Annotated in this window: 28 protein-coding genes and 1 tRNA gene; 16 read left to right on the top strand and 13 right to left on the bottom strand. The window is 63.3% G+C overall.

Annotation, left to right across the window (positions count from 1 at the left end; all coding sequences use genetic code 11):
- Positions 1-12: 12 nt before the first annotated feature.
- Positions 13-483, top strand: coding sequence for a cyanase (gene cynS, locus NKT35_RS03970; RefSeq protein ID WP_254299068.1), 471 nt, complete (start codon positions 13-15; stop codon positions 481-483).
- Between the two features lie 70 nt (positions 484-553).
- Positions 554-1765: an MFS transporter gene (locus NKT35_RS03965; protein WP_254299066.1), complete on the top strand. Its 1212-nt coding sequence runs from the start codon at positions 554-556 to the stop codon at positions 1763-1765.
- 209 nt (positions 1766-1974) lie between these two features.
- Here NKT35_RS03965 and NKT35_RS03960 read toward each other — a convergent pair whose 3' ends face one another.
- The 4 genes from NKT35_RS03960 to ispB all read right to left on the bottom strand — a co-directional run bounded on the left by NKT35_RS03960 (position 1975) and on the right by ispB (position 4683).
- Positions 1975-2907 (bottom strand): IS5 family transposase, encoded by a 933-nt coding sequence (locus NKT35_RS03960; RefSeq protein WP_254294827.1) that lies wholly within the window; start codon positions 2905-2907, stop codon positions 1975-1977.
- Positions 2908-2916: 9 nt separating this feature from the next.
- Entirely contained in the window at positions 2917-3432 is a 516-nt protein-coding gene (locus NKT35_RS03955) for a tyrosine-type recombinase/integrase (RefSeq protein ID WP_254299064.1), read from the bottom strand.
- 185 nt (positions 3433-3617) lie between these two features.
- A tRNA-Arg gene (locus tag NKT35_RS03950) sits at positions 3618-3692 on the bottom strand.
- Between the two features lie 22 nt (positions 3693-3714).
- On the bottom strand, positions 3715-4683 hold the full coding sequence (gene ispB, locus NKT35_RS03945; protein WP_371926439.1) for an octaprenyl diphosphate synthase: 969 nt from the start codon (positions 4681-4683) through the stop codon (positions 3715-3717).
- Between the two features lie 188 nt (positions 4684-4871).
- Between ispB and rplU the strand changes: the two genes are divergently transcribed.
- The 7 genes from rplU to NKT35_RS03910 all read left to right on the top strand — a co-directional run bounded on the left by rplU (position 4872) and on the right by NKT35_RS03910 (position 10355).
- Complete coding sequence (gene rplU, locus NKT35_RS03940) at positions 4872-5183, top strand: 50S ribosomal protein L21 (protein WP_254299062.1); 312 nt, start codon at positions 4872-4874, stop codon at positions 5181-5183.
- A gap of 12 nt (positions 5184-5195) precedes the next feature.
- A complete protein-coding gene (rpmA, locus tag NKT35_RS03935) occupies positions 5196-5471 on the top strand; it encodes a 50S ribosomal protein L27 (RefSeq protein ID WP_114060389.1) in 276 nt (91 codons plus the stop codon).
- A 134-nt stretch (positions 5472-5605) separates the two neighbouring features.
- The gene (obgE, locus tag NKT35_RS03930) at positions 5606-6772 is read left to right on the top strand and encodes a GTPase ObgE (protein WP_254299061.1); all 1167 of its coding nucleotides are present in this window, start codon (positions 5606-5608) and stop codon (positions 6770-6772) included.
- Positions 6773-7245: 473 nt separating this feature from the next.
- Positions 7246-8025: an ABC transporter substrate-binding protein gene (locus NKT35_RS03925; protein ID WP_254299060.1), complete on the top strand. Its 780-nt coding sequence runs from the start codon at positions 7246-7248 to the stop codon at positions 8023-8025.
- Between the two features lie 140 nt (positions 8026-8165).
- Positions 8166-8858, top strand: coding sequence for an ABC transporter permease (locus NKT35_RS03920; RefSeq protein WP_305883464.1), 693 nt, complete (start codon positions 8166-8168; stop codon positions 8856-8858).
- Entirely contained in the window at positions 8855-9568 is a 714-nt protein-coding gene (locus tag NKT35_RS03915) for an ABC transporter permease (RefSeq protein ID WP_254299059.1), read from the top strand. The genes NKT35_RS03920 and NKT35_RS03915 overlap by 4 nt, the downstream gene beginning before the upstream one ends.
- Positions 9569-9587: 19 nt before the next feature.
- Positions 9588-10355: an ABC transporter ATP-binding protein gene (locus tag NKT35_RS03910; RefSeq protein ID WP_254299058.1), complete on the top strand. Its 768-nt coding sequence runs from the start codon at positions 9588-9590 to the stop codon at positions 10353-10355.
- Between the two features lie 131 nt (positions 10356-10486).
- On the opposite strand, the gene NKT35_RS03905 is transcribed toward NKT35_RS03910, so the two are convergent.
- The 3 genes from NKT35_RS03905 to NKT35_RS03895 form a co-directional block, all read right to left on the bottom strand.
- A complete protein-coding gene (locus NKT35_RS03905) occupies positions 10487-10726 on the bottom strand; it encodes a putative hemolysin (RefSeq protein ID WP_505190903.1) in 240 nt (79 codons plus the stop codon).
- Positions 10727-10728: 2 nt separating this feature from the next.
- Positions 10729-11187 (bottom strand): inhibitor of vertebrate lysozyme family protein, encoded by a 459-nt coding sequence (locus NKT35_RS03900; RefSeq protein ID WP_254299056.1) that lies wholly within the window; start codon positions 11185-11187, stop codon positions 10729-10731.
- A gap of 61 nt (positions 11188-11248) precedes the next feature.
- A complete protein-coding gene (locus tag NKT35_RS03895; RefSeq protein WP_254299053.1) occupies positions 11249-12376 on the bottom strand; it encodes a succinylglutamate desuccinylase/aspartoacylase family protein in 1128 nt (375 codons plus the stop codon).
- A 120-nt stretch (positions 12377-12496) separates the two neighbouring features.
- On the opposite strand from NKT35_RS03895, the gene NKT35_RS03890 reads away from it, so the two are divergent.
- The 5 genes from NKT35_RS03890 (at position 12497) to NKT35_RS03870 (ending at position 18963) form a co-directional block, all read left to right on the top strand.
- Positions 12497-13762 (top strand): hypothetical protein, encoded by a 1266-nt coding sequence (locus tag NKT35_RS03890; RefSeq protein WP_254299051.1) that lies wholly within the window; start codon positions 12497-12499, stop codon positions 13760-13762.
- Between the two features lie 189 nt (positions 13763-13951).
- Positions 13952-14170, top strand: a complete 219-nt coding sequence (locus NKT35_RS03885) for a hypothetical protein (RefSeq protein ID WP_254299049.1) — start codon at positions 13952-13954, stop codon at positions 14168-14170.
- 1 nt (position 14171) lies between these two features.
- Positions 14172-14930 (top strand): hypothetical protein, encoded by a 759-nt coding sequence (locus NKT35_RS03880; protein ID WP_254299047.1) that lies wholly within the window; start codon positions 14172-14174, stop codon positions 14928-14930.
- The gene (locus tag NKT35_RS03875) at positions 14930-17731 is read left to right on the top strand and encodes an AAA family ATPase (RefSeq protein ID WP_254299045.1); all 2802 of its coding nucleotides are present in this window, start codon (positions 14930-14932) and stop codon (positions 17729-17731) included. The genes NKT35_RS03880 and NKT35_RS03875 overlap by 1 nt, the downstream gene beginning before the upstream one ends.
- Positions 17731-18963, top strand: coding sequence for a DUF2399 domain-containing protein (locus NKT35_RS03870; protein ID WP_254299042.1), 1233 nt, complete (start codon positions 17731-17733; stop codon positions 18961-18963). The genes NKT35_RS03875 and NKT35_RS03870 overlap by 1 nt, the downstream gene beginning before the upstream one ends.
- A gap of 62 nt (positions 18964-19025) precedes the next feature.
- Here NKT35_RS03870 and NKT35_RS03865 read toward each other — a convergent pair whose 3' ends face one another.
- The 3 genes from NKT35_RS03865 to NKT35_RS03855 all read right to left on the bottom strand — a co-directional run bounded on the left by NKT35_RS03865 (position 19026) and on the right by NKT35_RS03855 (position 21147).
- Positions 19026-19745 carry a haloacid dehalogenase type II gene (locus NKT35_RS03865; RefSeq protein WP_254299040.1) on the bottom strand — a complete coding sequence of 240 codons (720 nt, stop codon included), beginning with the start codon at positions 19743-19745 and terminating at the stop codon, positions 19026-19028.
- A 13-nt stretch (positions 19746-19758) separates the two neighbouring features.
- On the bottom strand, positions 19759-20484 hold the full coding sequence (locus tag NKT35_RS03860; protein ID WP_254299038.1) for a superoxide dismutase: 726 nt from the start codon (positions 20482-20484) through the stop codon (positions 19759-19761).
- A gap of 183 nt (positions 20485-20667) precedes the next feature.
- Positions 20668-21147: a DUF1842 domain-containing protein gene (locus NKT35_RS03855; RefSeq protein ID WP_254299036.1), complete on the bottom strand. Its 480-nt coding sequence runs from the start codon at positions 21145-21147 to the stop codon at positions 20668-20670.
- A 278-nt stretch (positions 21148-21425) separates the two neighbouring features.
- Here NKT35_RS03855 and tpx point away from each other — a divergent pair, with 278 nt between their 5' ends.
- Positions 21426-21923, top strand: coding sequence for a thiol peroxidase (gene tpx / locus NKT35_RS03850; RefSeq protein WP_254299034.1), 498 nt, complete (start codon positions 21426-21428; stop codon positions 21921-21923).
- A 74-nt stretch (positions 21924-21997) separates the two neighbouring features.
- On the opposite strand, the gene NKT35_RS03845 is transcribed toward tpx, so the two are convergent.
- Positions 21998-23632: an APC family permease gene (locus tag NKT35_RS03845; RefSeq protein WP_254299033.1), complete on the bottom strand. Its 1635-nt coding sequence runs from the start codon at positions 23630-23632 to the stop codon at positions 21998-22000.
- A gap of 351 nt (positions 23633-23983) precedes the next feature.
- Here NKT35_RS03845 and NKT35_RS03840 point away from each other — a divergent pair, with 351 nt between their 5' ends.
- Complete coding sequence (locus NKT35_RS03840) at positions 23984-25627, top strand: methyl-accepting chemotaxis protein (RefSeq protein WP_254299031.1); 1644 nt, start codon at positions 23984-23986, stop codon at positions 25625-25627.
- Positions 25628-25629: 2 nt separating this feature from the next.
- Here the strand turns inward: NKT35_RS03840 and NKT35_RS03835 are convergent, their stop codons facing one another.
- Both NKT35_RS03835 and NKT35_RS03830 read right to left on the bottom strand, forming a co-directional pair.
- Positions 25630-26118, bottom strand: a complete 489-nt coding sequence (locus tag NKT35_RS03835) for an RDD family protein (protein ID WP_254299029.1) — start codon at positions 26116-26118, stop codon at positions 25630-25632.
- A 3-nt stretch (positions 26119-26121) separates the two neighbouring features.
- Entirely contained in the window at positions 26122-26667 is a 546-nt protein-coding gene (locus NKT35_RS03830) for a gamma carbonic anhydrase family protein (protein ID WP_254299027.1), read from the bottom strand.
- Positions 26668-26694: the final 27 nt, after the last annotated feature.

Below are 26694 nucleotides of genomic sequence, written 5' to 3'. Positions count from 1 at the left end.
AAAGGAAACACCATGCAGCAATCCCATACCACCCAGGACGCCCGAATCGAACTGACTGCCCGCATCGTCGCCGCCAAAGCGCTGCGAGATTTGAGCTGGGAGCAGCTGGCCGCCGATACCGGCCTCAGCCTGGCCTATGTCACCGCCGCCCTGTTGGGCCAGCACGCGCTGCCCAAAACCGCCGCCGACCTGGTGTGCGAGCGGCTGGGCCTGAGTGCGGCGGACTCCATCAATCTGCAGACCATCCCCTTGCGTGGTAGCATTCCGGGCGGCATTCCCACCGATCCCACCATCTACCGCTTCTACGAAATGATCCAGATCTACGGCACCACGCTGAAGGCTCTGGTGCATGAGAAGCTGGGCGACGGCATCATCAGCGCGATCAACTTCCGGCTGGACATCCAGAAAGTGGCCGATCCCGAAGGCGGCGAGCGCGCGGTGATCACGCTGGACGGCAAGTTCCTGCCCAACAAGCCGTACTGACCCGGGTTTTGCCGAGCGGCCGCGCATTGCATGCGGCCGTTTTTTGTTTTGCGCACTTTCAAGGATGGACATGAATACTTCCGCTCCCGGCCTGGGCCGCGGCATGGCGCTGCTGTTCGCGGTTTCCTGCGGCGCCGTCATCGGCAACATCTATTACGCCCAGCCGCTGCTGGCCGTCATCGCCGGCGGCTTTGGCGCGCAGCCATCCAGCCTGGGCTTCATCGTCACGCTGACCCAGCTGGGCTATGCCTGCGGCCTGCTGCTGCTGGTGCCGTTGGGCGACGCGCTGGACCGCCGCAAGCTGATCGTGACGCTGCTGGGCTGCAGCGCGCTGGCGTTGATGGCGGTGGCCGCCAGCCCCAGCCTGGGCTGGTTCGCCGCCGCCTGCGCGGCGCTGGGGCTGTGCACTTGCGCCGCCCAGCTGTTGGTGCCGTTCGCCGCCTCGCTGGCGGCGGAGCATGAGCGCGGCCGGGTGGTGGGCACGGTGATGAGCGGCCTGCTATTGGGCATTCTATTGGCGCGCACCTTTTCCGGCCTGGTGGCCCAGCTGGGCGGCTGGAGGCTGGTGTACTGGCTGGCCGCAGGCGTGGTGCTGCTGTTCACCGCCATCCTGGCGCGGGCGCTGCCCAGCGACCGCCATAGCCAGTCGCTGCGCTACGGCGCCTTGCTGGCTTCGCTGCTGACGCTGGCGCGCGCCCATCCGGCCTTGCGTCTGCGCGGGCTGTACGGCGGCTTGGCTTTCGCCTGTTTCAGCCTGTTCTGGACGGGCCTGACCTTCCTGCTCAGCCAGCCGCCATACGGCTACAGCGAGGCGCAGATCGGCGCCTTCGGCCTGGTGGGCGCGGCTGGCACGCTGGCTGCCAGCGGGGCCGGCCGGCTGTCGGACCGCGGTCACGGCCGGCGCGTCACTTCCGCTTGCTGCCTGGGCATCTTGCTGGCCTTCGGCCTGCTGTGGCTGGGCGGCCATTGGCTGGCGGCGCTGCTGGCGGGCGTGCTGTTGCTGGACATCTGCGTGCAGGCCTTGCACATATCCAACCAGAGCGTGATCTACGCGCTGCAGCCGGAAGCCCGCAGCCGCATCACCACGGTCTACCTCGTCAGTTATTTTCTGGGCGGCGAGCTGGGTTCCGGCGCGGCCAGCCTGGCTTACGCCCACGCCGGCTGGACCGGTGTCTGCCTGGCCGGAGCCGGCATGGCGGCGCTGCTGCAACTGGCGCGTTTGACTGCTAAATCCGAGGCGGCCAAAGAGCGGTCTGCCAGCTTGGAAGCGGCAACGGGTTGATGGGCGCCCGATATCGCGGGGCCGTTGGCTGTCTCGCGGGCGCGCATGGGACGCCTTGCGCGCCATTGCCGGCAGATCGATAGCTATCGGATGAGGAGGGCTGCTAGGGCATTTTTCTTTTGTCGCGGCAGTCCTGCACATCGGGGCTTTCATGGGGCTTTGTTGCATAAATAGGCTTCGGCATGCAAAGCCCCTTTCCCCGGACGGATTTATGGCATGCGCACCGTCATCGGCGTCCCGAGCCGCGTGAAGCGGTTCAAGATCGCCGCTCGCACTTGGAGCTCTGCGACTTGACGGTCGAAGTCCCTTGCCATTACCCGCTCGCCCAGCAGCTTGAAACAGCGCATCTTGGTTTCCACCAGGCTGCGGCGATGGTAACCGCTCCATTTCCTCCAGATCGCTCGACCCAGGAGCCGGGTAGCACGCAGTATCTCGTTTCGGACATGGGCGCCCAACCGATTTTCCTTCCACGGCTTGGCATTCTTTCGGGTAGGAATCACCGCCTCGGCTTTTCGCTTGGCAATCGCTTCATGGCAGCCTTTGGTGTCGTAGGCACCATCGCCACTTACTGCAGCAATCCTTTCCCCCGCGGAAATCTGGTCCAGCAACTCCGGCAACATTGGCGCATCGCCCACCGCGTTGTCGGTCACTTCAATCGCCCGGATTTCCAGCGTCTGCGCATCAATGCCCAAATGCACCTTGCGCCACTGACGGCGGTACTCCGCGCCGTGTTTCTTCGTTTTCCATTCGCCTTCACCCAGCATCTTGATGCCGGTGCTGTCGATCAACAGGTGCAGCCCGGTCGTGGTTGGACGGCAAGGAATGGCCACCTGCAAATGCTTTTGCCGCCGGCACACGGTGCTGTAGTCCGGCGTCAGCCAGTCCAGCCCCGCCAGTTTGAGCAGGCTTTGCACCATACCCACGGCCTGTCGGAGCGCAAGATTGAACAGGCATTTGATCGTCAGGCAGAACTGAATGGCGGCATCGCTGAAAGTCGGTGTCCGTCCACGTTTGCCGACTGCAGAGCCATGCCAGCGCATGTCACGGTCCAACCAGATCATCAGCGACCCACGCGCCTTGAGCGCAGCATTGTAGGTCTTCCAGTTGGTGGTCTTGTACTTGGGCGGGGCGGGCTTGCTCATGCCGTCATTCTACCCCGCCTGCTGGGAGGGTGATTTGTGCAACAAAGCCCTTTCCACCTTACGCAGCACTTCCAGCAGCTCCAGCGGGCGAATCTCGTGGATTGGCCTGTCGCCGATGTAAGGGAAGATGTGGGTCTTCATGGCTGCTAGGACGCGCTCGCTGTGGGCGGCGGACCATTCGTGGCTTTCTCTTTCATGCCACTCCCGCGCGATGGCTTCAAACGTGTTGGCGGTCGCGGCCTGCTTCAGTATCTTTTCCAGCTTGCGCTGTTCGCCTGGGTCTTCGCCATTGGCCAGCTGTCGGCGGGCGCCGTCTCGCTTCTGGCGGGCCTCCTTCAGCGTGGTCTCCGGGTAGACGCCCAGGGCCAGGCGTTTTTCCTTGGCGTTGAAGCGGTACTTCAGCCGCCAGTATTTGGAGCCGTTGGGCATGACTTCCAGGTACATGCCTTTTTCGTCGGACAGGCGAAGCGGCTTGCCGTCCTCTCGCGGTTTGGCCGTCTTGCAGGCGGTATCGGTCAGGGGCATGAGGTTGTTCTCGGGTGCATTTGGGGGCATCGAAATGTGCCCCCTGTAGTGATTCCCCCAAGTATGCCCCCATGTGCCCCCGGCTTTCAATGGACCTGTTTGGACGACTTTGGACGTAAAAAAACCCGCAAATCCTTATTTGGCGCGGGTTTGTGGACTTTCTCGGACTGCTTTGGAAGTGTGGGTGGTGCCCCCGACAGGAATCGAACCTGTAACTGCCCCTTAGGAGGGGGCCGTTATATCCATTTAACTACGGAGACACTACTGAAAACGGGGGCGCGCTCAGGCGCTGCGGTCCACCGACAGGCGGGCCAGCTCGATCAGGGCCTGGCGGGTTTCCGATTCGGGAATGTTCTGCAAGGAGGCGATGGCCTGTTCGGCCATTTTTACGGCTTCGTTCTTGGCATATTCCAGCGCGCCGCAGGATTGTACCGCATTCAGCACATCGTGGAAACGATCGTGGCTGGCGTTTTCCAGCGCTTCGCGCACCAGGGCGGAGGCTTCCGGGCTGCCTTGGCGCATGGTGTAGATCAAGGGCAGGGTCGGCTTGCCTTCGGCCAGGTCGTCGCCTAGGCTCTTGCCTATGGCTTCGGCGTCGCCGCTGTAATCCAGCACGTCGTCGATGATCTGGAAGGCGGTGCCCAGGTACATGCCGTAATCGGCCATGGCTTGCACTTGCTCGGCCGGCGCGCCGGCGATCAGCGCGCCCACGCGGGCGGCGGCTTCAAACAGCTTGGCGGTTTTGTACTGGATGACCTTGAGGTATTCGTCTTCGCTGACATCAGTATTGCCGATGTTCAAGAGCTGCAGCACCTCGCCTTCGGCGATGATGTTGGTGGCCTCGGCCATCACTTCCAGGATGTCCATATTGCGGGTGGTCACCATCATCTGGAAGGCGCGGGTGTAGAGGAAGTCGCCCACCAGCACGCTGGCGGCGTTGCCGAACAGGGCATTGGCGGTTTTGCGGCCGCGGCGCAGGTCGGATTCGTCCACCACGTCGTCATGCAGCAGCGTGGCGGTGTGGATGCACTCCACCATCGCGGCGAGTTCATGCAGATGTTCGCCGTGATAGCCCAGCGCGCGGCCGGACAATAGGGTGAGAACCGGGCGCAGACGTTTGCCGCCGGCGCTAATGATGTATTCCGCCACCTGGCGGATCAGGACGACGTCGGAGTGCAGGCGGGTGCGGATCACGCGATCTACCGTCTGCATGTCTTCTGCGATCAGGGTACGGAAAAGCGGGGTGGACACGATTTCAACCAGTTATCGTCTGCGGGTGCCAAAGCCTGCGATGTTACCAGAAAAGCCCCGGTCGCCGCCATGCCAGCGTGGTGGCGGGGTAAGTCGATGAAATCATTGACAACTTGACGCAGGTCCCGTATATTCTCGCGTTCTCTGCGCATTAGGCGTGGGGATTTATTTATCAGGAGCTCATGCGAATGTATGCGGTCATAAAAACCGGCGGCAAGCAATACAAAGTTGCCATCGGTGAAAAACTTAAAGTAGAACAGATACCTGCAGACGTCGACAGCCAGATCGTACTTGAAGAAGTGCTGATGATTGCTGACGGTGAACAGGTTGTTGTAGGCGCCCCGCTGATTGCCGGCGCCGCTGTGAAGGCCACCGTTGTTTCCCACGGTCGTGGCGAAAAGATCCGCATCTTCAAGATGCGTCGTCGTAAGCACTACCAGAAACATCAGGGTCATCGTCAGAACTACACCGAAATCCGCATCGACGCGATTTCGAAGTAAGGATAAACAGTCATGGCACACAAAAAAGCAGGCGGTAGCTCCCGCAACGGTCGTGACTCCGAAGCCAAACGCCTGGGCGTTAAGGTTTACGGCAGCGAACTGATTCCGGCTGGTTCCATTATCGTGCGTCAGCGCGGTACCAAGTTCCACGCTGGCGAAAACGTCGGTCAAGGCAAGGATCACACCTTGTTCGCCAAGGTTGACGGCTACGTTGAATTCACCGTTAAGGGCGCGCAAAAGCGCAAGACCGTTAACGTGGTTCCGTACACTGGTGTTGACGGCGAATAATTTCGCTTTCTGACATCTAAGTAAGAAAGCCCTATCCTTGCGATAGGGCTTTTTTCATACCCGAGGGGCAAGGCGTGAGGGTTGGCGCGGCCAGTCCTGACCCCTGACTCCTCGCAAGACAGAGGTTGAGTGCAATGAAATTCATCGATGAAGCCCGAATTGAAGTGATGGCCGGTCGCGGCGGCAACGGCGCGGCCAGTTTCCGTCGCGAAAAATTCGTGCCTTTCGGCGGCCCGGACGGTGGCGATGGCGGCAAGGGCGGCAGCGTGTACGCGGTGGCCGACGAGAACGTCAACACCCTGGTTGAGTACCGTTTCGTCAAAAAGTATCTGGCGGAGCATGGCGAGCGCGGCCGCGGCGCCGATTGCTACGGCAAGGGCGGCGACGATATCGAGCTGAAAATGCCGGTGGGCACGGTGATTCACGACGCCGACACTGGCGAGGTAGTGGCCGACCTGACCCACCACGGCCAGCGCATCATGATCGCCAAGGGCGGCAAGGGCGGCCTGGGCAATATCCACTTCAAATCGTCCACCAACCGCGCGCCGCGCCAGTCCACGCCGGGCGAGCCGGGCGAACAGCGCACGCTGCGCCTGGAGCTGAAGGTGCTGGCGGACGTGGGCCTGCTGGGCATGCCCAATGCCGGCAAGTCCACCTTCATCCGTTCGGTGTCCGCCGCGCGTCCGAAGGTGGCCGATTATCCGTTCACCACGCTGCACCCCAATCTGGGCGTGGTGCGGATGGACGACACCCGCAGCTTCGTGATGGCCGACATTCCGGGTCTGATCGAGGGCGCGGCCGAAGGCGCCGGTCTGGGCCATCGCTTCCTCAAGCACTTGCAGCGCACCGGTTTGCTGCTGCACGTGGTGGACATCGCCCCGTTCGATCCTAACGTCGATCCGGTGCGCGAGGCGCGCGCCATCGTCGAAGAGCTGAAGAAGTACGATGAAGAGCTGTACAGCAAACCGCGCTGGCTGGTGCTGAACAAGGTGGACATGCTGCCGCCAGACGAGCGCGAACTGACCGTGTCGGCCTTCCTGAATGCTTACGGCTGGCCGCAGGAGCAACCGAACGACTCTTACGGCTTCGATATCACGGCGCCGCGCGTTTTCAGCATCTCCGCGCTGAACCACGAAGGCACCCGCGATCTGACTTTCGCCATCATGTCCTATCTGGACGTGGTGCGGGCCCAGGCGCGCAAGGAGTCGGAAGCCTTGCAGCAGCAAGCTGCGGCGGCCAAGCAAAAGCTGATCTCGCCGGAAGCGCCGGCGACGGAGCAAGGCGGAGATGAGTCGCAATAAAGCGATCGTCATCTTTTGCTGATAAGAGCGGGGACTGGAGGCATATCCAGTCCCTTTTTTTATTCATTATGGGCAAAATGCAGGGTTTTGGCCGATTTTCGTTAGTTTTTGTCGCTTTCCTGTACACCGATCTTTCTCCCCCTCGTTAGTTCTCCTGTCGACTGGATGTTGTATTTTTTCCTCAGGCGAAAAACCGCAATAAAACTGTCATTTCAGCGTTTTCGGGCATGGATTCTGCTTTGTCGGGCAGGAGCTGGCCGCTAAAGCCGAATGGCATAGCCGCCACGACAAGCTTGCTAGACAAATTGCTCTAACTATATAACATGGTGCAGCCGTCCTTTTGCTCATGCGCGGCGCTATGTTATTGACATGTCGTTTCGGTTTTGTTCCGGGTGGGGTTTGCCTGGGGATACAAGGTTGGCCATAAGGCCGTAACCACCAACAAAGTAGTTTGCTTTGATGAGGAGAATCACATGAAGAAGGCAGCAGCAGCTCTCGCAATCGGCCTGATGGCCGCCTCGTTCGGCGCTTTGGCCAAAGACTGGAAAGAAATCCGCTTTGGCGTGGACGCCAGCTACGCGCCGTTTGAGTCCAAGGCCGCCAATGGCCAGATCGTCGGCTTCGACATCGACCTGGGTACCGAAATCTGTAAGCGCCTGAAGGCCAAGTGCGTATGGGTGGAAAACGATTTTGACGGCATGATTCCGGCGCTGAAGGCCAAGAAGTTCGACGGCGTGCTGTCGTCCATGTCGATGACTGAGGCGCGCATGAAGGAAATCGCCTTCTCCGCCAAGCTGTTCAACACCCCGACCCGCATGGTCGCCAAGACCGGCGCCGGCCTGATGCCGACCCCGGCCTCGCTGAAGGGCAAGCGCGTGGGCGTGGAGCAGGGCACCATCCAGGAAGCCTACGCCAAGAAGCACTGGGCGCCGGCTGGCGTGGAAGTGGTTCCCTACCAGAACCAGACCCTGGTGCTGGCCGACTTGACCGCGGGCCGTCTGGACGCCTCGCTGCAAGACGCCGTGCAAGCCGACATGGGCTTCCTGAAGAAGCCTGAAGGCAAGGGCTTCGCCTTCGCCGGCAAGGACCTGGTCGATCCGCAAACCCTGGGCGAAGGCGCCGGCATCGGCCTGCGCAAGGAAGACAAAGAGCTGAAGGCCGATATCGACAAGGCTATCGCCGGCATGCTCAAAGACGGCACCTACAAGAAGATTGAGAAGAAATACTTCTCCTTCGACGTATACGGCAACTAAGTGCTGACCCGGCGGGCGGCGCGAGCCGTCCTCCCGGATGTTGCGATGCGCCCCGCCTGGCCGGGGCGTATTAATCTGGAGAGCCTGCCGCAAGTCGGCGGTATAAGCTGAATGGGCAGGCTTCTCGACAAGGGGAACACATGATGTTTCTGGATGGATTCGGTCCCATTATCTGGCAGGGGACCCTGGTGACGCTGGAGCTGTCGGTGCTGTCGCTGCTCTTGGCTTTCGTCATTGGCCTGTTTGGCGCGGGCGCCAAGTTGTCGCATAACCCCGTGCTGGGCGGGATTTCCACCGTCTACACCACTTTGGTGCGCGGCGTGCCCGATCTGGTGCTGATGCTGCTGATCTTCTACAGCTTGCAGATCGGCATGAACAAGATCACCGAGTCGTTGGGCGTGGATCAGATCAACCTCGACCCGTTCGTGTCCGGCATCGTCACGCTGGGTTTCATTTACGGCGCTTATTTCACCGAGACGCTGCGCGGCGCTTTCCTGTCCGTGCCCAAGGGGCAGATCGAGGCCGGCATCGCTTACGGCATGACGTCTTGGCAGGTTTTCCACCGGGTGCAGTTTCCGCAGATGATGCGTTTCGCGCTGCCCGGCATTTCCAATAACTGGCAGGTGATGCTGAAAGCCACCGCGCTGGTGTCCATCATCGGCCTGGCCGATGTGGTGAAGGCGTCCATCGACGCCGGCAAGAGCACTTACAAGGTGTTCTTCTTCACGCTGGTGGCGGGGGCGATCTACCTTCTGCTGACCACGCTGTCCAATTTCGTGTTGATGTGGCTGGAGCGCCGCTATTCGATGGGTGTGAGGGAGGCCGAGCTATGATCGACATCATCCAGCAATACTGGAAGGCATTTCTGTGGAGCGATGGCTACCACCTGTCCGGCCTGGCTGTTACCATGTGGCTTTTGGTGCTGTCGATAGCTTTCGGCTTCGTGGTGTCGATTCCGTTGGCGGTGGCGCGGGTATCCAAGATCAAGTGGCTGGCGCGTCCGGTGTGGCTGTACACCTATGTGTTCCGCGGCACGCCGCTGTATGTGCAGCTGCTGTTCTTCTACACCGGCATGTACAGCCTGGACGCGGTGCGCGAGGTGGGCTTTTTGAACCACTTCTTCCGCGAAGGCTACAACTGCACCATCCTGGCGTTCGCGCTCAATACCTGCGCCTACACCACCGAGATCTTCGCCGGCGCCATCAAGGCTACGCCGTATGGCGAGATCGAGGCGGGCCGCGCATACGGCATGAGCGACTTCACGCTGTACCGCCGGGTCATCATCCCGTCGGCCCTGCGCCGCGCGCTGCCGGCGTACAGCAACGAAGTGATCCTGATGCTGCACGCCACCACGGTGGCCTTTACCGCCACGGTGCCGGACATTTTGAAGGTCGCGCGCGACGTCAACGCCGCCACTTACGATTCCTTCAATGCCTTCGGCCTGGCCGCGCTGCTGTACTTGAGCATCACCTTTATTCTGGTCGGCTTGTTCCGCAAGGCCGAAACGCGCTGGATGGCTTATCTGCGCCCGACCAAGAGCTGAGAAATACGGGGATTCATAGATGGACAAGCTGAACATCAACAATATTCACAAGAGCTACGGCGATCACGAAGTTCTGAAGGGCATTTCGCTGAAGGCCAAGGCCGGCGACGTGATCAGCATCATCGGCTCGTCCGGTTCGGGCAAGAGCACCTTCCTGCGCTGCATCAACTTCCTGGAAAAGCCGAATGACGGCACCATCACCCTGAACGGAGAGGAAATCCGCCTCTCCCGCAACAAGCAGGGCGAGCTGGTGCCGGCCGACCAGAAACAGCTGCAAGCGATGCGCACGCGACTGGCCATGGTGTTCCAGCACTTCAATCTGTGGGGCCACATGACGGTGCTGGAAAACGTCATCGAAGCGCCGGTGCATGTGCTGGGCCTGGCGCGCGATGAAGCCATCGCCCGCGCCAAGAAATATCTGTCCAAGGTAGGCCTGGACGAGCGCGCCCAGGCCAAGTACCCGGCTCACCTGTCCGGCGGCCAGCAGCAGCGCGTGGCCATCGCCCGCGCGCTGGCGATGGAGCCGGAAGTGATGCTGTTCGACGAGCCGACCTCGGCGCTGGACCCGGAGCTGGTGGGCGAAGTGCTGAAGGTGATGCAGGCGCTGGCCGAAGAGGGCCGCACCATGATCGTGGTGACGCACGAGATGGGCTTCGCCCGCAATGTGTCCAACCACGTGATGTTCCTGCATCAGGGCCGGGTGGAAGAAGAAGGCCATCCGGATGAAGTTTTCGGCAACACCAAGAGCGAAAGACTCAAGGCATTTTTGTCCGGTAGTCTAAAATAGAATTTCCCTGCCAAGGGGGTAGGAAAAAGCCCGTCGGCGTAGTTTGCCGGCGGGCTTTTTTTATGCTGTGGACAAGTCTGGGAAATGTCCATGGCTGTGGATAAAATGGTTATGTCATCCCCAGGCCTGATTCATTGGGGATGCTTTTCCCGGTAAAACGCCCATTCATCTACCACGCGGCCATCCGGCAGGTGGCACATGCCGTATTCGTTGCCGCTGGCGTCCTTGCGCATTTCCAGCTTGCCGGCTTGCTCCTTGCAGAACACCGAGGCCGGGTTGGCCATGCCGATCAGCGGCGCTTGCGGCTGGTCTTGGGCGCAGCCGGCCAGCAGGGCGGCAAGCGCCAGGGCGTGGAAGAGGGTGGTTTTCATCATTATTTCCAGTTAGGGTCGGCCTGCAATTGGCCGTTGAGATAGTCTCTTTGCGCTGGATCCGGGTTGCCGAACCAGCGCAATCTGGCGTGTTTCGCCGGTTGCTCCATCGCGCCCGGCGTATCGGCGACGGTGACCAGCAAGCCCCAGGCGCGCTGCTTGTCGGCGCTGAACAGGCCCAGGAAGCGATGATTGAAGCAGTCGTGCGGCTTGCACATATCGCCGGCCAGGTACTTCTTGCCGTCTATCGTTACGGCTTGATAAGGCGAGCTGGTGGCGCGGGCGGCGCGCAGCCAGCGCGGCACGGATTTCTCGCCGCTCAGCATTTTGAGCCAGGCGGCATGATAGTCCGGCTTGGCCGGCAGTTCGGCGAACACCGCTACGGCCTGGGCGTCTTCCGCCATGGACGGCAGGGCGGCGCCAAGGGCGATGGCAAGCGCGAGCGAGGGTAGGATTTTCATGTTTCGGCTCCATCCGGGCGGATCAAAGGCGGTTTGATCCGCGCGCGGAGGGAAAATTCCGTCAGGCCGTCAGCAGTTTGCCGCTCTTGAAAGCGGTGTCGCCGGCCACGCGGGCGATGCCCAGCCCTGCGGTGGCGTAGGGCCGGTCGCTGGTGGCGTACAACACGCCGCCGCGCTGGGTGCACACCTGGCTGACCACGTCGTGTTCCGGGTCGATCACGTCGGCCACCAGATCGCCCGGACTGAGCAGGCTGCCCGGTTCGGCCCGGTACACCACCACGCCGGCGTGGGGCGCCAACAGGTCTTCCGAGCCGGCCAGCGGGGTAGCGGGGTGGCGCAGCGGCGGCAGCTCCGGCGCGTCGCCGGCGATCACGCCGCGGTGCTGCAGGAAGTGGATGATGCCCTCGGCGTCGCGGGCGGCGTATTCATGGTTGACGTCCCATTCGCCGCGCAGCTCCACCGTCACCGCCAGACAGGCCATTTCTATGGGCACGGACAGGCCGGACTGAGCCGCCAGATCGCGCAGCTGCCACCAGGGCTGGCTGCAGGCTTCGTCGAAGGGCTGATCGCCGGAATCTTCCGCCAGCAGGCTGGCGCAGGCGCCCAGGTAGCGCGACAGCGGCTCGCATTGATCCCACAGCGGCGTGCCGGTGTAGAGATGCAGATCGGCGCGGCTGTCGCAGTGCAGGTCCAGCATGATGTCGGCGTCGAAGGCCAGGGAGTGCAAGGTGTGGCGCAGCGATTGCAGCTCGGTTTGCGGCCGGTGCTGCAGCAGCACATTGCGCATGGCCTCGCGGATCAGCCGGGTGTTGGCGCTGGCGTCGGGGCCCAGCTGGCCGCGCACGGCGGCGAACACCGGCTCGGCCATCGGCAGGTAATGGCGATTGAAGTTCTGGCCGGACAAAAGCTCGAAGCGGCCCAGCAGGCGGCCGTTCTGGTTCTGGTTCAGGCCTATCGGGTTGGCCACCGGCAGCACGGTGATTTCGCCGCGGATCGCGCCTTCGTCTTCCAGCAGCCGCAGCCGCTGCTTCAAATGCCAGGCCACCAGCATGCCGGGCAATTCGTCGGCGTGCAGGCTGGCCTGGATGTGCACTTTTTCGCCTTGTCCGCTCTGGCCGAAGTGGAAACTGGTAAGCGCGCGCTGGGTGCCCAGGCTGGGCGACAGCAGCGGATGGTGGCGGACATGCATGATGGCTCCTTCTCGGTGTTCTCTATTGTATATTGCTGTTTGCATAAAGCGCGCCGCCGCGTTGACGAAGCGCCGGCCGGCCGGGACAATCTGCGCTTTGATTCCCATTGTGGAGCGCGTTTGGATTCCTTGTCCGATTTCTTCCAGCCCGGCATTGAGCCCGGCTCTTTGCAGGCCGTGTCGCGGCTGCAAGGCGCCTGGGGCTATTTGTCCGTTTTCGTCACGCTGTTCCGCGGCGGCGACGAGGAAGTGCTGATGCGCCTCCTGGTGCTGCATGAGCTGGGCGGCCGCGCCGAAGCGCCGCAATGGACGCCGCAGGAAATCGCCCAGCGCTTCTCTTATCTTAACGATACCAAACTGGCCACCATTCTGGGGCGTTTGCGCGAAGGCGATTTGCTGGTTTACGACAGCGACGGCGGCGTTTACCAGTTGTCCGAGGGCGCGCGAGTGGCGCTGGCGGCCTTGGCGACGATGATAGATTTCGTCGGCGACGACGTGGAGCTGGGTTATCTGACCAGCCAGGTCGCCGCCGGCCAGGCGGTGGGGCAGGTGTCGGACGAGGCGCTCAAGCACTTGCTGGCGCGGCTGAACGAGCTGTACGCGGAGTTCGAAGAGGCGCTGGAGTCGCAGTCCGAATTCCGCATCCGCGCCGCCCAGCATAGGCTGGAAGCGGTATGGCGCTGGGTGGCGAAATCCACCGAGGTGGTGAAAGGCCTGACCCAGGACGAAAGCTTGAGCCTGCTGGTGCTGAACCAGGCGCAGGCCATCGCGCTGGCGCAAAGCCGCATGCTGGCGCTGGCCGGCACCTTTGAGCGCCGTCTGGCGCAGCTGGCCGCGCAGCGCGTGCACCTGGGCAATTCCGGCCTCACCTCCACCGACATCGCCGATTGGCTGCGCCGCCAGGGCTCGGCCACGCTGGCCGGCAAGCTGGCGGACGGGCTGTCCATCTGCCTGGAGCCGGCCTTCCTGTCCACGCCGGAATTGGCCGATGTGGCCGAATTCGAATTATTGGCCCGCGAGCGCGCCAAGGCCGGCGAGCATGTGTTGCCGGGCAGCGAAGCCGCGCCTATGGCCGACGCGCCGGAGATGGAGCGGCTGCTGGAGGCCGAGGACATGTACGACGCGCTGCTCACGCTGGGCATGAGCGGCGCGGCCGACGCCCATATCAGCCAGGCGGTGCTGGCCGACAGCTACAACGAAACCGCTTATCGCCTGTCCCTGTTGTCCTTGATCGGCGATCCGGAAACCAGCAACGACCAGAGCATCGTCGCCGCGCTGGCCAAGCTGCCGTTCAGCCTGCAGGGCGGCGATGGCGTGATAGTGCCGGACCACCCGGAGGTGGCGACGCTGTCCGACGCCAAGTTGGTGGCGATGGGAAAGCGCTGAATGGATGCGCGCGGGATTGCCACGCTCGCATTCGACCCCCTCACCCCCGGCCCCTCTCCCGCGAGGGGAGAGGGGAGACTCGACGCTTATGCGCATAAGTATTGCGGCGCGTGGCCTATCGATAGCCGCCCAAAGCTCCTCCCCCTGGCGGGGATGCCTGCCTCACCACCCACTGCGGGAGCGTGTGAAATGAAACCGACGATTACCCGGCAAGAACTGGCCGAGACGGTAGCCAGGATGGAAACCCGCCTCGGCGGCGATGTGAATACCGAAGTGCAAGCCTTGCTGGCGCATTACCGGCAATTGCTGCCGCGCTTCAACCAGGATCTGGCCGACCCGCGCGATGCCGCGCTGGCGGCCTCCGCCGCGCTGATGCTGATCCAGAGCGTGGCGCAAGCCAAGAAATAATATGGAACACGAAATCAAAACCCTCACCGCCCGCCTGCTGGCGCACCGCGTGGTGCCCCGTGGCGACGCGCTGGCGCGCAAGGCGCTGCTGGACGACATCTTCCGCGCCGAGTTGGACAAGAGCCTGGCCGCGGTCGGCCTGCGGCTGGTGGAGAACCCCTATGCCGAGCACATCGCCGCGGCGCTGCTGCCGGAAATGACCGAGCCGGTGTTCGGCTCGGGCGACGCCTGGCTCAACAACAACCTGGGCCTGCCGCGCGACGGCGTGGCGCTGCTGGTGATCTTGTGGGCGCTGATCATCCTGCCCAAGCGCGAGCGGCAGATCGCCCGCGTCGAGGCCGGCAAGGAGAACCAGAGCGATATGTTCGGCGCGCAAAAGCCGCTGGAAACCGGCGAGGCGGTGTCCACCGGCATTTCCGAGGACGCGCTGTACGCCGATTTCGGCAAGGCCCTGGGCGGCCGCACCCGCTTCAACGCCAACCTGGGCCGGCTGGTCAACCTGGGCTTCATCGTCCGCCGCAACCGCTGGCTGGACGAGGGGCCGATGCTGGACCTGATGATAGATTACGCCCAACTGGCGCCGCGCATCATCGAAGGCGCACTGGCCGATGTGCTGCTGCGGCGCGAAGGCCGCGAGGCGCTGGCCGACAAGCGCGCGCCGGAAGATATCGAAGAAGAAAATGCGGCGGACGACATTGAGTCGGCCGGTCCGCTGTTTGAGCTGCCGGCGGAAGACGCGGCGGATGGGGAGGTGCGCTGATGTTCCAGATGAAATCGGTGGAAATGGTGCACTGGGACTTCTGGCAGCGGCTGACCGTGCCGCTGGACGCGCAGATCGTCACCATCATCGGCCCCAATGGCTCCGGCAAGACCACCTTGCTGGACGCGCTGCGCACCTTGCTGGCGATCAAATGCTCCGGCAAGCGCGACTACAAGCGCTATGTGCGCAACAACAAGGAGGCCTTCGCCTATCTGCGCGGCGTGGTGGACAACCCGCGCCGCGTCGGCGGCGGCCTGTATCCGACGCCGTTCTTCCCCATCGTCTCCGAGTCCGTCACCCTGTTGTGCCGCATCAAGAAGCAGGGCGGCGACTGGGTGCGCCACTACGCCATCCTGGATGGCGATATCGCGCTGGAGCATGCCGAAGGCCAGGCGCAATGGCTGGGCGTGCAGGAATACCGCCGCCGCCTGGAGGCCGCCGGCCTGACCGCCGCGGTGGGCGAGGTGCTGGCGCTGGAGCAGGGCGACACCGACAAGCTGACCGAATACAGCCCTCGCCAGCTCTTGGACCTGGTGTTCCAGGTCTTCGGCGACAAGGATGTGCTGGACAACTACCAGCGCGCGCGCGACGAGCAGCGCGCCACCGAGCTGGAGCTGGAGGCGCTGAGCCGCCAGGAAGAGGCGCTGCAGGTGCGGGTGGAAGCGATGAAGAACCGCGCCAACCGCTACCTGGAATGGAAGCAGCTGCAAACCGGCATCAAGCGGCTGCGCGAAGAGGCGCTGCCGGTGCTGGCTTATCTGGACGGCAAGGCCTCCTTCGGCAAGCAGTGGAACGACTACCGCGCCGGCTACCATGTGCTGAACCAGGCGCGCGCCGAACATGCCGACACGCTGGATCTGGTGGCCAAGCTGAAGGCGGCGGAAGTGAGCGCTGCCGAGGCGCGCGGCGCGGCGGAAACGGTGCGCCAGGCGGTGCAGGAAGCCTTTATGAAGGCCAAGGGCGAGCATGCCGGCGTGGCCGGCCAATTGAAGGAGCGCGACCGCTTGCAGGCTCTGGCCGGCAAGGAATACGGCGCCGATGCCGCGCAACTGGCCGACAAGCTGGCGGCCTTGCGCGCCGAAGCGGATCAATTGAAAGACGGCCTGCGCGAGCTGAAAAAGCAGCGCCAGGACAGCCAGCAGCATCTGGAGGCGCTGGAGATCGGCCGCGGCCGTTCGCCGGAAGACGTGCGCCAGTTCAAGGCGGCGCTGGACGAGGCCGGCATAGGCCATGCCATGCTGTCCGACATCGTCGAGGTGATGGATTCCAATTGGCAGGCCGCAGTGGAAGCGCTGCTGCGCGGCTATCGCCACGTGGTGTTGCTGGACAAGGAGTCGGACCGCCGCGAGGCCTGGAAGATAGGCGAGAAGCTGCGCTACCGCCATTTCGTGGTGCCGGAGCGCAGCAAGCCGCCGCGCGCCGAAAAGGGCAGCCTGCTGGAAGTGGTGCGCTTCTCCGCCGACGCGCCGGAGTGGCTGTACCGGCAGATGAACAGTGTGACTCGCGTGGAGAACGCGAGCGAGGGCGCGAATGCCGACGGCGACTGGATCACCCGCGACGGCTATTTCCGCGAGCGCCGCGGCGCGCGCCACATCGGCGTGCCCATGCATGAATACGCCTTCGGCGAAGCGGCGCGGCAATCGCGCCTGCTGGCGGTGCGCGATGAGCTGAAGCAACTTAATGTGCGCATCCTGGCCGATGAGGAGCGGCTGGTGGCCGCCACCCGCGAGGCGGCCGGCTTGGCCGAGTATCTGGGCGGCATGGACGCGATCCGCCAGCTGGACAGCCGCGCCGACGAATTCGCCGCGCTGGAATCGCGCAAGGCGGAACTGGAAGCCGAGATCGCCCGCCAGGGCGCGGCCCTGGCCGAGGCCAGCGGCGAGAAGGATGCCGCCGACCAGCGTTATGGCGACGCGCGCCTGGCGCACGACCGCGTCTGCCAGCGCGAGATGGAAAGCCTGGGCAAATACAATCAGAAGCTGCAGGACGTGGAGCAGGCGCGCCGCCAATTGCGGCGGCTGATTGCCGAGCTGCGGGAGTGGGCGGAGCGTTTGCCGGACGCGGCGCTGGCGCCGGAGCATGTGGCGCAGCTGGAGGACGAGTTCGATACCGCCGCCGACGCCAAGCACCAGCTGAATTATCTGGAAGAGAAGCTGCAAAGCGGCGACTGGGAGCAGGACGATTCGGTGCTGGCGCTGAAGGACAAGCTGGTGGAAGACCTGACGTCGCTGGATAAGGAACGGCAGCGCCGCCAGGGCGAGGTGGACCGCTCGCGCGAGCTGACCGACGAAGCGCGCGCCGCCTATATCGGCAAGCTGCGCGCCACCGTGCGCGCCTACGGCCAGAATGTGAAGCGGCTGGGCGAGCTGGCCGGCATCCAGGTGGAAGTGGAGCTGCCCAAGCTGGAGAACGACGACGCGGTGTTGGCCCAGGCCGGGCTGGTGTTGAAATTCAACTTCGACCAGAAGGGCATGATGGGCATGAACGACGGCGAGGCCTCCGGCGGCCAGCAGGTGATGAAGTCGCTGATCCTGCTGATCGGCTTGATGATGGACGAGTCCAATCCGTCCGGCTTCGTCTTCATCGACGAACCGTTCGCCCACCTCGACATCTTCAACATCGACCGCGTCGCCGGCTTCCTCAAGGCCACCGAGGCGCAGTATTTGATCACCACGCCGAACACCCACAACATCAACATCTTCGCCCCGTCCGAACTGACGCTGGCCACGCGCAAGAAGCGTCCCGGCGAAACCTGGGCGCCGCCCATCCTGCAGACGCGGCGGCGGGTGGAAGGGCTCTAATGCTGTTATCTGATCTCGACATGGGCGCTTTTGTGCGCGAGGAAAGCAAGGGGCGGGACCAGTTGGTGCCGCGCCTGCTTCCGGGCGAAATGCCATTATTGGGGTTGGAGGAACTGCAGTGGCAGACTTTACGAGCTTGGCTCAAGCCGGCCGGCACGTCTTCCAAATGGGCATGGATGATCGAGAACAGCCAAGAGAAGGCAGAGAAGGCGTGGCTGCATTGCGAGAGCCTGTTATGCCGCCTGCTGCAGGCAGGGTGGTGCGAGTTGATTCGCTATGCCGGAAAGGGCGCTGCTCAGAACCACTACCTTCCTTACAAAGTGGTTTGGCGGGATAAGGAGGGGTTACGGCGCGCATTGGGTTGGTCCAATCAGCCCGAGAAAGAGGCTTTGCAAGAACAGTGGTCGCAGTGGCAGCCCCGCCATCCTTGGTTGAAGGATATCGCAGCCCTCTGTCGCAAGGCATCGATGCAAGTAGATACGTCGCGACGACGGTTGCGTTTGCTGCAGGGGCTGGATGATTGGCTTGGCGAGGAGCGCTTCGGAACCGAGCGCCAGTTCTCGCAAGTGGTTTTCCAGCATACGAAGGCATTGGCAAAAGCCGATAAAGAATGGTTGGCCGAATCTGGCTTGAATCTGGACGCCTGCGGCATCTCCCCGCATACGCCTTACTTTTTCCTGGCGGCCAATCTGGATTGCTATGACGAAGTAGGCTTGCTGCTCCGTTCCAGCCTGCTGCGGCAAGGCAATGCTTTGCCTGCGGAGACTGTGTTGGATATCAAGCGAGTAGCGGGTCTCGTCCGAGAAGTACGGGTTGTAGAAAATTTCAGCGTGTTCCAAACATTGACCCAGCAGGTTGCCTCCGGTGTGTCTGATGCCGTTGTAGTCTGGGTGCCAGGGCAGCCGCACAGCCGCTGGCGCAATGCGTTTTCCCATTTAGTCAGCTTGTGCGATGCGCCAGTCTATGTCGCATGCGATTTGGACCCGGCTGGTGTCGCTATTGCCTTGCAGGTCGGGCTGTTAGTCGAGAAGCAAGGCCGTTCATGGCAGCCATGGCGTATGCAGGCCGATGACGACAAGCTGATGGAGTGTAACTGGCCACTGGAGGCCCTCGATAGACGCCATATTCAGAGCTTGCTCAAACAGTCGTTGCCTGATGAATTGCGTAACTTGCTTGAGGCGATGGAGAGAACCGGGCACAAGTTGGAGCAGGAGATTCTGTTTCTTGAATAGTTGGGCGTAGGGATCAATGTGTGTTTTATGTGGGCAAGCTAGTTCGTTTGTCCACTTTGATTTCAGGCCCCAAGCATGCCGGCCAGCCCCACCAAATCCCCCGCCACCCAATCCCAATCCTGCTCTGGGACAAGATCGCTTTTCTGATCCGGGCCATGCTCGCGTGGCCGGTGGATGAAGGCGGTTTTGTAGCCGCTGCGGCGCGCGGCGGCCAGGTCGCCGTTGTGCGCCGCCACCAGGCAGACGCGCTCCGGCGGCAGGTCCAGCAGCGCCGCCGTGCGCTGATAAGCCTGCGGGGTCGGTTTATAGGCCTGGGCCAGTTCCGCGCCCATGATGGCGTCCCACGGCAGGCCCGCGTATTTGGCCAGGTTCAGCAACAGGCTGAAATTGCCGTTGGACAGCGGCGCGATGATGTAGCGCCGCTTCAGTTGACTTAACCCTGCCAAGCTGTCCGGCCACGGCTCCAGCCGGTGCCAGGCGCGGTTCAGCCATTGCAGCTCGTCCTCCGGCGCCGAGGCCGGATCAATGTCGAAATCCGGCAGGATGGCCCGCAGGTTTTCGAGGTGCAATTGGTCCAGCCGGGCAAATGGCCGGCTGCCGCTGCGCACTGCCTCCATCGCCGGCGAATAGCGGGCGCGCCAGGCGTCGGCGAAGGCATGGCCGTCTGCCGGCAGGCCGCGGCGGGAGAGGAAGGCGGCCGCGTCGCGGGCCACGCCTTCGCGCCAGTCCACCACGGTTCCGAATACATCGAAAACCAGCGCGTCTACCGGTCCCGTCCGCATGGTCGCCTCTTGTTTACACTTTCAGGTTCTGTTGCGCGAAATCCCAGTTGATCAGCTTGTCCAGCACCGCGTTGACGTAGTCGGCGCGGCGGTTCTGGTAGTCCAGGTAGTAGGCGTGCTCCCACACGTCCACATTGATCAGCGGCGTCAGGCCGGCGGTGATCGGATTGTCGGCGTTGCCGGTTTTCACCACCCGCAGCTTGTCGCCATCCTGCACTAACCAGGCCCAGCCGCTGCCGAATTGCGAAATCGCCGCGCCGGCCAGTTGCTGCTTACAGGCGTCCACGCTGCCGAACGACGCTTCTATCATTTCGCGCAGTTTTTGCGGCGGGGTGCCGCCGCCTTTCGGCCGCATGCTGTTCCAGTAGAAGGTGTGGTTCCACAGTTGGGCGGCGTTGTTGAAGATGGCGGCGTCGCCGGCCTGCTTGGCTGAGCGCGTGATGACATCCTCCAGCGACAGGTCGGCGTAGTCGCGGCCGGCGGTCAGTTTGCTCAGGTTGTCCAGATAGGCTTTGTGATGCTTGCCGTAATGGAAGCCTATGGTGCGGGCGGAGATCACCGGCTCCAGCGCGTTGTCGGCATAGGGCAGCGGCGGCAGGGTATGGGCCGATGAAGCCAGGGCGGACGGTGAAAGCGCAGGCAGCGCCAGCGCGGCCAGCGAGCCGGCGGCCGCCAACAGGAAGCCGCGGCGGTTCAGTTCGGGGTGCGGGGAGACGGAGTCAGGCGTATTGAGCGGCATGGGACAGCTCCTGGATGGGTGGGGCCGGAATGCGGCCGCGGGGGCCGTTGGTCGAATCATAATCCGGCTGCTTGGCGAGCGCGGCGGAAACTTGCTGTAGTCATGCCGCGCGGTCTCCGGGTGTGTCAAACGCGCAAAACCGCCAGGCCGGAGCGCTGGCGGTTTCGAAGGCGGGGGGCCGGTTTAGGCCAGGTTCAGCGCCTTATGGGCGTTTTGCAGCTCGTGTTCCAGTTGGATGTCCTGGCCGACTTCTTCGATCCAGCGGCCGTTATGCAGGAACAGGTAGCGAGCGGTGGAGCCCGGTGTCGCCCTCCAGCCGCCCTTGAGCAGGCCGTCGAAGATGAAATCCTCGCCCAGCGGCAGGATGTGCGGCTGTTGCTGCTGCTGCGGGATGGGCAACAGGTTGCGGCCGGTCAGGAACAGATCGATGTCGCTGGTCACGCTGCTGCCGTTCTGCTCGTAGTGGCCATGCACGGCGGTGCGCAGAACCAGCGGCTGAGCCGTGGCCTGGGTGATGACGGCTTCGCCGCCGACATGGCGCTTGGGCGGATAGACGGTCAGGTTGAGTTGCAGATGATAGCCGCCGACGATGCCGGGTTTGAACACGTCGTAGCGGACGAGGAACAGGCCGGACTTCTGATCGCGATCCAAATGGTTTGCCATTGCGTGGCTCCTTGTATATCGGATGACAGTCGATGCCGCCGGTAAGCGGACATCCCGTATGGCTTGCTCGTGGCTCCGTGGTAGCGGTAGCCACGGCGCTTATTCTTATTCCAAAATAAAACTAAATACACTGTCCTTTAGGCTTGTTTGGAATTTGATGCGTGTGGCGACGATAAGAAAGGGGTTGGTCCGGATGGCAACCATGCCAGGCATGGGGTTGAAATCTCGCGGCTTTGCCTCACACTATCGCCATCTCAACCCCGACGAGGACTCAAGACATGGCAACCGTAACCCTGCGCGGCAATGCTGTTGAAGTGGCGGGCAAGCTGCCGGCCCAAGGCGAACAAGCGCCGGCGCTGCAACTGACCGGCGGCGACCTGGCCGAAGTGACGCTGGCCAACTACGCCGGCAAGCGCAAGATCCTCAATATCTTCCCGAGCGTGGATACCCCGACTTGCGCCACCTCGGTGCGCAAGTTCAACGAAAAGGCCGCCGGCCTGGCCGATACCGTGGTGCTGTGCGTGTCCGCCGACCTGCCGTTCGCGCAGAAGCGTTTCTGCGGCGCCGAAGGCATCGAAAACGTGGCCACCCTGTCCACCTTCCGTAACCCGGCTTTCGCCGAGGCTTACGGCGTCAAGCTGGCTTCCGGCCCGCTGGCCGGCCTGACCGCCCGCGCCGTGGTGGTGCTGGACGCCAACGACAAGGTGCTGCATAGCCAGCTGGTAGGCGAGATCGCCGACGAGCCGGACTACGCCGCCGCCCTGGCCGCGCTGTAATCCACCGGCAGCAGGCAAAGAAAAAGCCGACCCATCGCGGGTCGGCTTTGTTTTTGAGCGAAGGCTGGCGGCGCTTAGCCGCGTTCGGCAGCCAGTTTGCCGGACGGCTCGCCGTCCTGCTGCATCGCTTCCACCATGGCCGGGTCGTGCTCGTCGCGCAGGTAGCGGGTGTACCAGCCGCTGTTCACGCCCCAGAAGTAGAAGCCCAGCGCAGCGGCGGCCACCACGGCCATGTCGATGCCGTAAGGCAGGATGCCGATGCCGCCGAAGTCGGTGCTGCCGATCCAGGACAGCAAGGCCATGGTGGGTAGGTAGAGCACCATCCACAGCGAGCCTTTGAGCTCGCGGTTGAAGTCCGGCCAGCCGGCCTTGGCCTGATACCAGAAGTACACCGGCAGCGCGGCGACGATCAGGAAGATGATCTCGCCGGTCAGCGGCCAGCGCGCCCAGTACAGCACCAGCGAGGCGCAGACGAAGGCGAACGGCGCGATCACCGACAGGCCGGCCAGGCGCAGCGGGCGCGGCAGGTCAGGCGCGCAGCGGCGCAGCGCGGCCACGCTGATCGGGCCGGTCAGGTAGGAGATGACCGTGGCGACCGAGATCACAGCCGCCAGGGTGCCCCAGCCGCGGAAGAAGAACAGGAACACGAAGGACACCGCCAGGTTGAACCACATGGCCGGACGCGGAATGCGGTATAGCGGGTGGATGCGGCCGAACATCTCCGGCATGGTGCCGTTGCGCTGCATGCCGTAAATCATCCGCGAGGTGGTGGCCATGTAAGTGGCGCCGGTGCCGCTGGGGCTGACGAAGGCGTCGAAGTACAGGGTCATCATCAGCCAGTTCAGGCCCAGAGCCATGGCCAGCTGGGCGAAGGGCGAGCTGAAATCGATGCCTTTCCAGCCGTGGGCCAGATCGCTGGGCGACAGCGCGCCGAGGAAGGCCACTTGCAGCGCGACATAGATCACCGCCGCCAGCAGGATGGAGCCGACCACGCCGAAGGGCACGCTCTTGCCCGGATTGCGGGCCTCGCCGGCCAGGTTGATCGGGCTCTGGAAGCCGTTGAAGCTGAATACGATGCCGCTGGTGGCCACCGCCGTCATCACGCTGGCCCAGCCATAGGGCGCGAAGCCGCCGAGGGCCGCGTTGTTCAGGTTTTCCGAATGGAAGCCGCTGTAAACCAGCGCGCCCACCGTCACCGCGGGCACGATCACCTTGAACACGGTGATGGCGCTGTTGGCCTTGGCGAACAGCTTGACGCCCCAGTAGTTAAGCAGGAAGTAAACGACCACCAGCACGGCGGACAGCGACAGGCCGACAGTGCTCAGTTCGCCGTTGTGGTACAGATCATGCGCCCAGGCGTAGGGCCAGGTGCTCATGTACTGCACCGAGGCTTCGGCCTCGATCGGAATCACCGACACGATGGCGATCCAGTTGGCCCAGGCGGCGATGAAACCAAGCAAAGAGCCGTGCGAGTAGCGGGCGTAGCGCACCATGCCGCCGGATTCCGGGAACATGGCGCCCAATTCGGCGTAGCTCAGGGCGATGGAAAGAATGATCACCATGCCGACGATCCAGGCGACGATGGCGGCCGGGCCGGCGATCTGCGCGGCGTGGGCGGCGCCGAACAGCCAGCCGGATCCGATGATGGAACCCAGTCCGGTCAGCATCAGCGCGATGGGGCCGATGTGGCGGGAATGTTGATGTTGCAAGGGCGTATCTCCTGTCATTTGAACGATGACGGGCCAGACGCCGCCGTTTAGCGCGCTCGCGCCAAATCCGGACGGATGTCTGCCCACTAGGCCGGGTGGGCCCGGTCTTCTAGAATGCGGCACTCGATGGAGAACCATGCCTGATGGCGGCGGAGCCGGAAAACGGCCCGCGCCGAGGGAAAACTGGCGGAATGCGCCGAGGGCGCCGGGCGCAGTTTGCACCTGCAAGGGCGGCGGATTGTAACCTAATATTAGAAAATGTTGCTATTGCGGATTACCGCAATGCAATCTTTTTGTCATGTTTCGGCGCTACAGTGGGCCGTCTGCATCGTTCTACCTCGTCTTAAAATCATGTCTCTGATCAAACGCCTGTGGCTGACCATTCTGTTTACTTTGGCCAGTCTGGCGCTGGTGATGGCAGTCACCAGCCAGCAGTTGTACTCCTTCACCCATCATGTCGATCGCTACAGCAGCGCGCAGCAGTTGTCGGCCAATTTGCAGCAGCTCAAGGCGGTGGCCTTGTCGTTTGCCCGCGCCGACCCGCTGCTGCCGGATACCGGCAAGCGATTGGCCGAGGCCCAAAGCCGCGCCGCGGCCTTGCAGCGCGACATCGAGGCGGTGCTGCCTGGCGGCGATCGCCAGCTATTCAGCCAGGCGATGAGCCAACATTGGCTGAGTTACGCCCGCAATCTGGAAAGCGCCCTGCATATCGCCGAAACGGCGCCGCAGGACGCGTTGTCCATTCCGGAGCAGGCTTATCAGAACGAACTGGTGCCGCTGACCCTGGAGATAGACAGGCAGCTGGCGAAACGCGAAGGCGAGCTGGCGCAAGAGAAGGCCGAGCTGGCCCGCTCCTTGACCTGGCTGGCGCCCTTGATCCTGGGGCCGATGGCGCTGGCCAGCGTGCTGGTGGTGCTGATCCAGCTGACGCTGGCGCGGCGCTTGAAGCGCCACCTGTCGGCGATGGCGCTGGCGGCGGACGCCTTGAGCGAAGGCAATCTGGAGGTGAGGCTGCCGGATGGCGGCGGCGATGAGCTGGCGCATGCCTCCTCGCGCATCAACCGTTTCCTGGAAAGGCTGGCCGGCTTGCTGGACGAAGTGCGGCTGCATGCCGGCGACAATCTGCGCGACAGCCAGCGCTTGCAGCTGTTGACGCGGCAAAGCGCCGACGCCAGCCAGCAGCAAATCGGCAAGAGCCGGCTGTGCAACGACGCCGCCGGCGAAATCGCCAATCATGCCGAGCAGATGGCGCTGCACATCGAGGCGGCGCTGGACCATTCGCGCGGCGCGGGCGTGGCGACGGGGCAGGCCAGGGCCTTGGGGGAATACCACGCCGAAGCCATGCGCTTGCTGGCGGAAAGAATAGAGCTGGCCACGCGCGAGATGCGCGAGCTGAGCCAGGCGGTGGGCGACATCGCGCAGAGCAGCTCGCTGATCCGCGACGTGGCGGAGCAGACCAATCTATTGGCGCTCAACGCCGCCATCGAGGCGGCGCGGGCCGGCGAGTCCGGCCGCGGTTTCGCCGTGGTGGCGGACGAGGTGCGCAAGCTGGCGGAAAGCACGGCCAAGGCGACCGGCGCGATTTTCGGCAGCCTGCAAAAGATGGAGCGGGCTAAGGGCGCACTGGGCGAAGCCTTGCTGGCGGCGGGCGCGGCCAGCGGCGAGAGCCTGTCTTCACAGCAGTCTCTGGCCCAGGCCCTGGGCTTGGTGGACGAGGCGCTGGGCGGCTTGGGCGATTTGATGGACGACATCGGCGCGGCCCGAGAGCTGCAGGCCCGAGCCGGCGGCAGCATCCGCCAGCACGGCCACGAACTGGCCAGCCTGGCGGTGGACATCGAAAGCCAGATGGAAGAGGCCGAACCGCTGATGCTGCAATTGGCGAATTCGGCCAGCGGTCTGGGGGGCGCGCTGGCGTGGTTCCGGCTGCCGGCGGGCGAGCGTCCGGCGGCGACCGGCCAAGGGCGGACGCAAGCGCGCGCGCTGGCCGCGGTTTGAGCTTAGCGGCGGCGGAAGGCCACCGCCGCCGGCTTGCGCCGCACCACCACGGTGCGGGCCAGCTTGTCGTGCCAGCCCTGCTTGCGCGCGTCCAGGCCCACCCAGATTAGTCCCAGGGCAAAGGGAATGAGGGAAAGGTAATAGCCCAGGTAGCGCAGCACGGCCTGGCCCGGCGTCAGCGGGCCGCCGCTGTCGGCATCCACCACTATCGCGCCCAGCATCATCTTGCCCGGCGTGGCGCTTTTGTAGATCCAGAACAGGATCACCGCCACCGCCGGCAACACATAGTTGATCATGAAGTCGGCGATATGGTCGGTTTTGCTGTTGCCGAGGGCGATTTCGGTCCAGTTGTCGAAGCTGCTGGCGCCGCCGTCGGTCAGCAGCCACAGCAGCGGCGCGGATACCACGACCAGCAGCACGGTATCCACCAGGCAGGCGGCCACCCTGGCCCAGAAACCGACATATTCCAGCTCATCGTCGCTGTCTATCATCGCTTACCCTTCCAGATTGGCTTTGTGCTTGTCCGCGACGCGGGTGTAGTGCTCGGCCGAATATTTGAAATACGCCAGTTCTTTGTCGCTCAGCGGCCGGGCTTGCTTGACCGGATTGCCCAGATACAGGAAGCCGGATTCCAGCCGCTTGCCCGGCGGCACCAGGCTGCCGGCGCCGATCAACACCTTGTCCTCGATCACCACGCGGTCCAGCACGATGCTGCCGATGCCGATCAGCACCTCGTCGCCTATGGTGCAGCCATGCAGCGTCACGTGGTGGCCGATGGTGACGTGCTCGCCTATGATCAGCGGCGCGCCTTGCGGGTCGGCCTCGGTCTTGTGGCTGACGTGCAGCATGGCGAAATCCTGCACATTGCTGTTCTTGCCGATGCGGATATGGTTCACGTCGCCGCGGATCACCGCGCAAGGCCACACCGAGGCGCCGGCCGCGAGCTCGACTTCGCCTATCACCACGGCGGCGGGGTCGATGTAACAATCGTCGGCGATGACCGGGTGATGGCCGTCGTAGGGGCGGATATTGCTTTTCATCGTTTCGTCCTTATCTCAGGAATAATG

Origin of the sequence: Chromobacterium sp. IIBBL 290-4 (assembly GCF_024207115.1) — a bacterium.
Taxonomy (GTDB): Bacteria; Pseudomonadota; Gammaproteobacteria; order Burkholderiales; family Chromobacteriaceae; genus Chromobacterium.
Note: the sequence above shows the minus strand (reverse complement) of the source record. Positions and strands in the feature narration are given on the sequence as shown.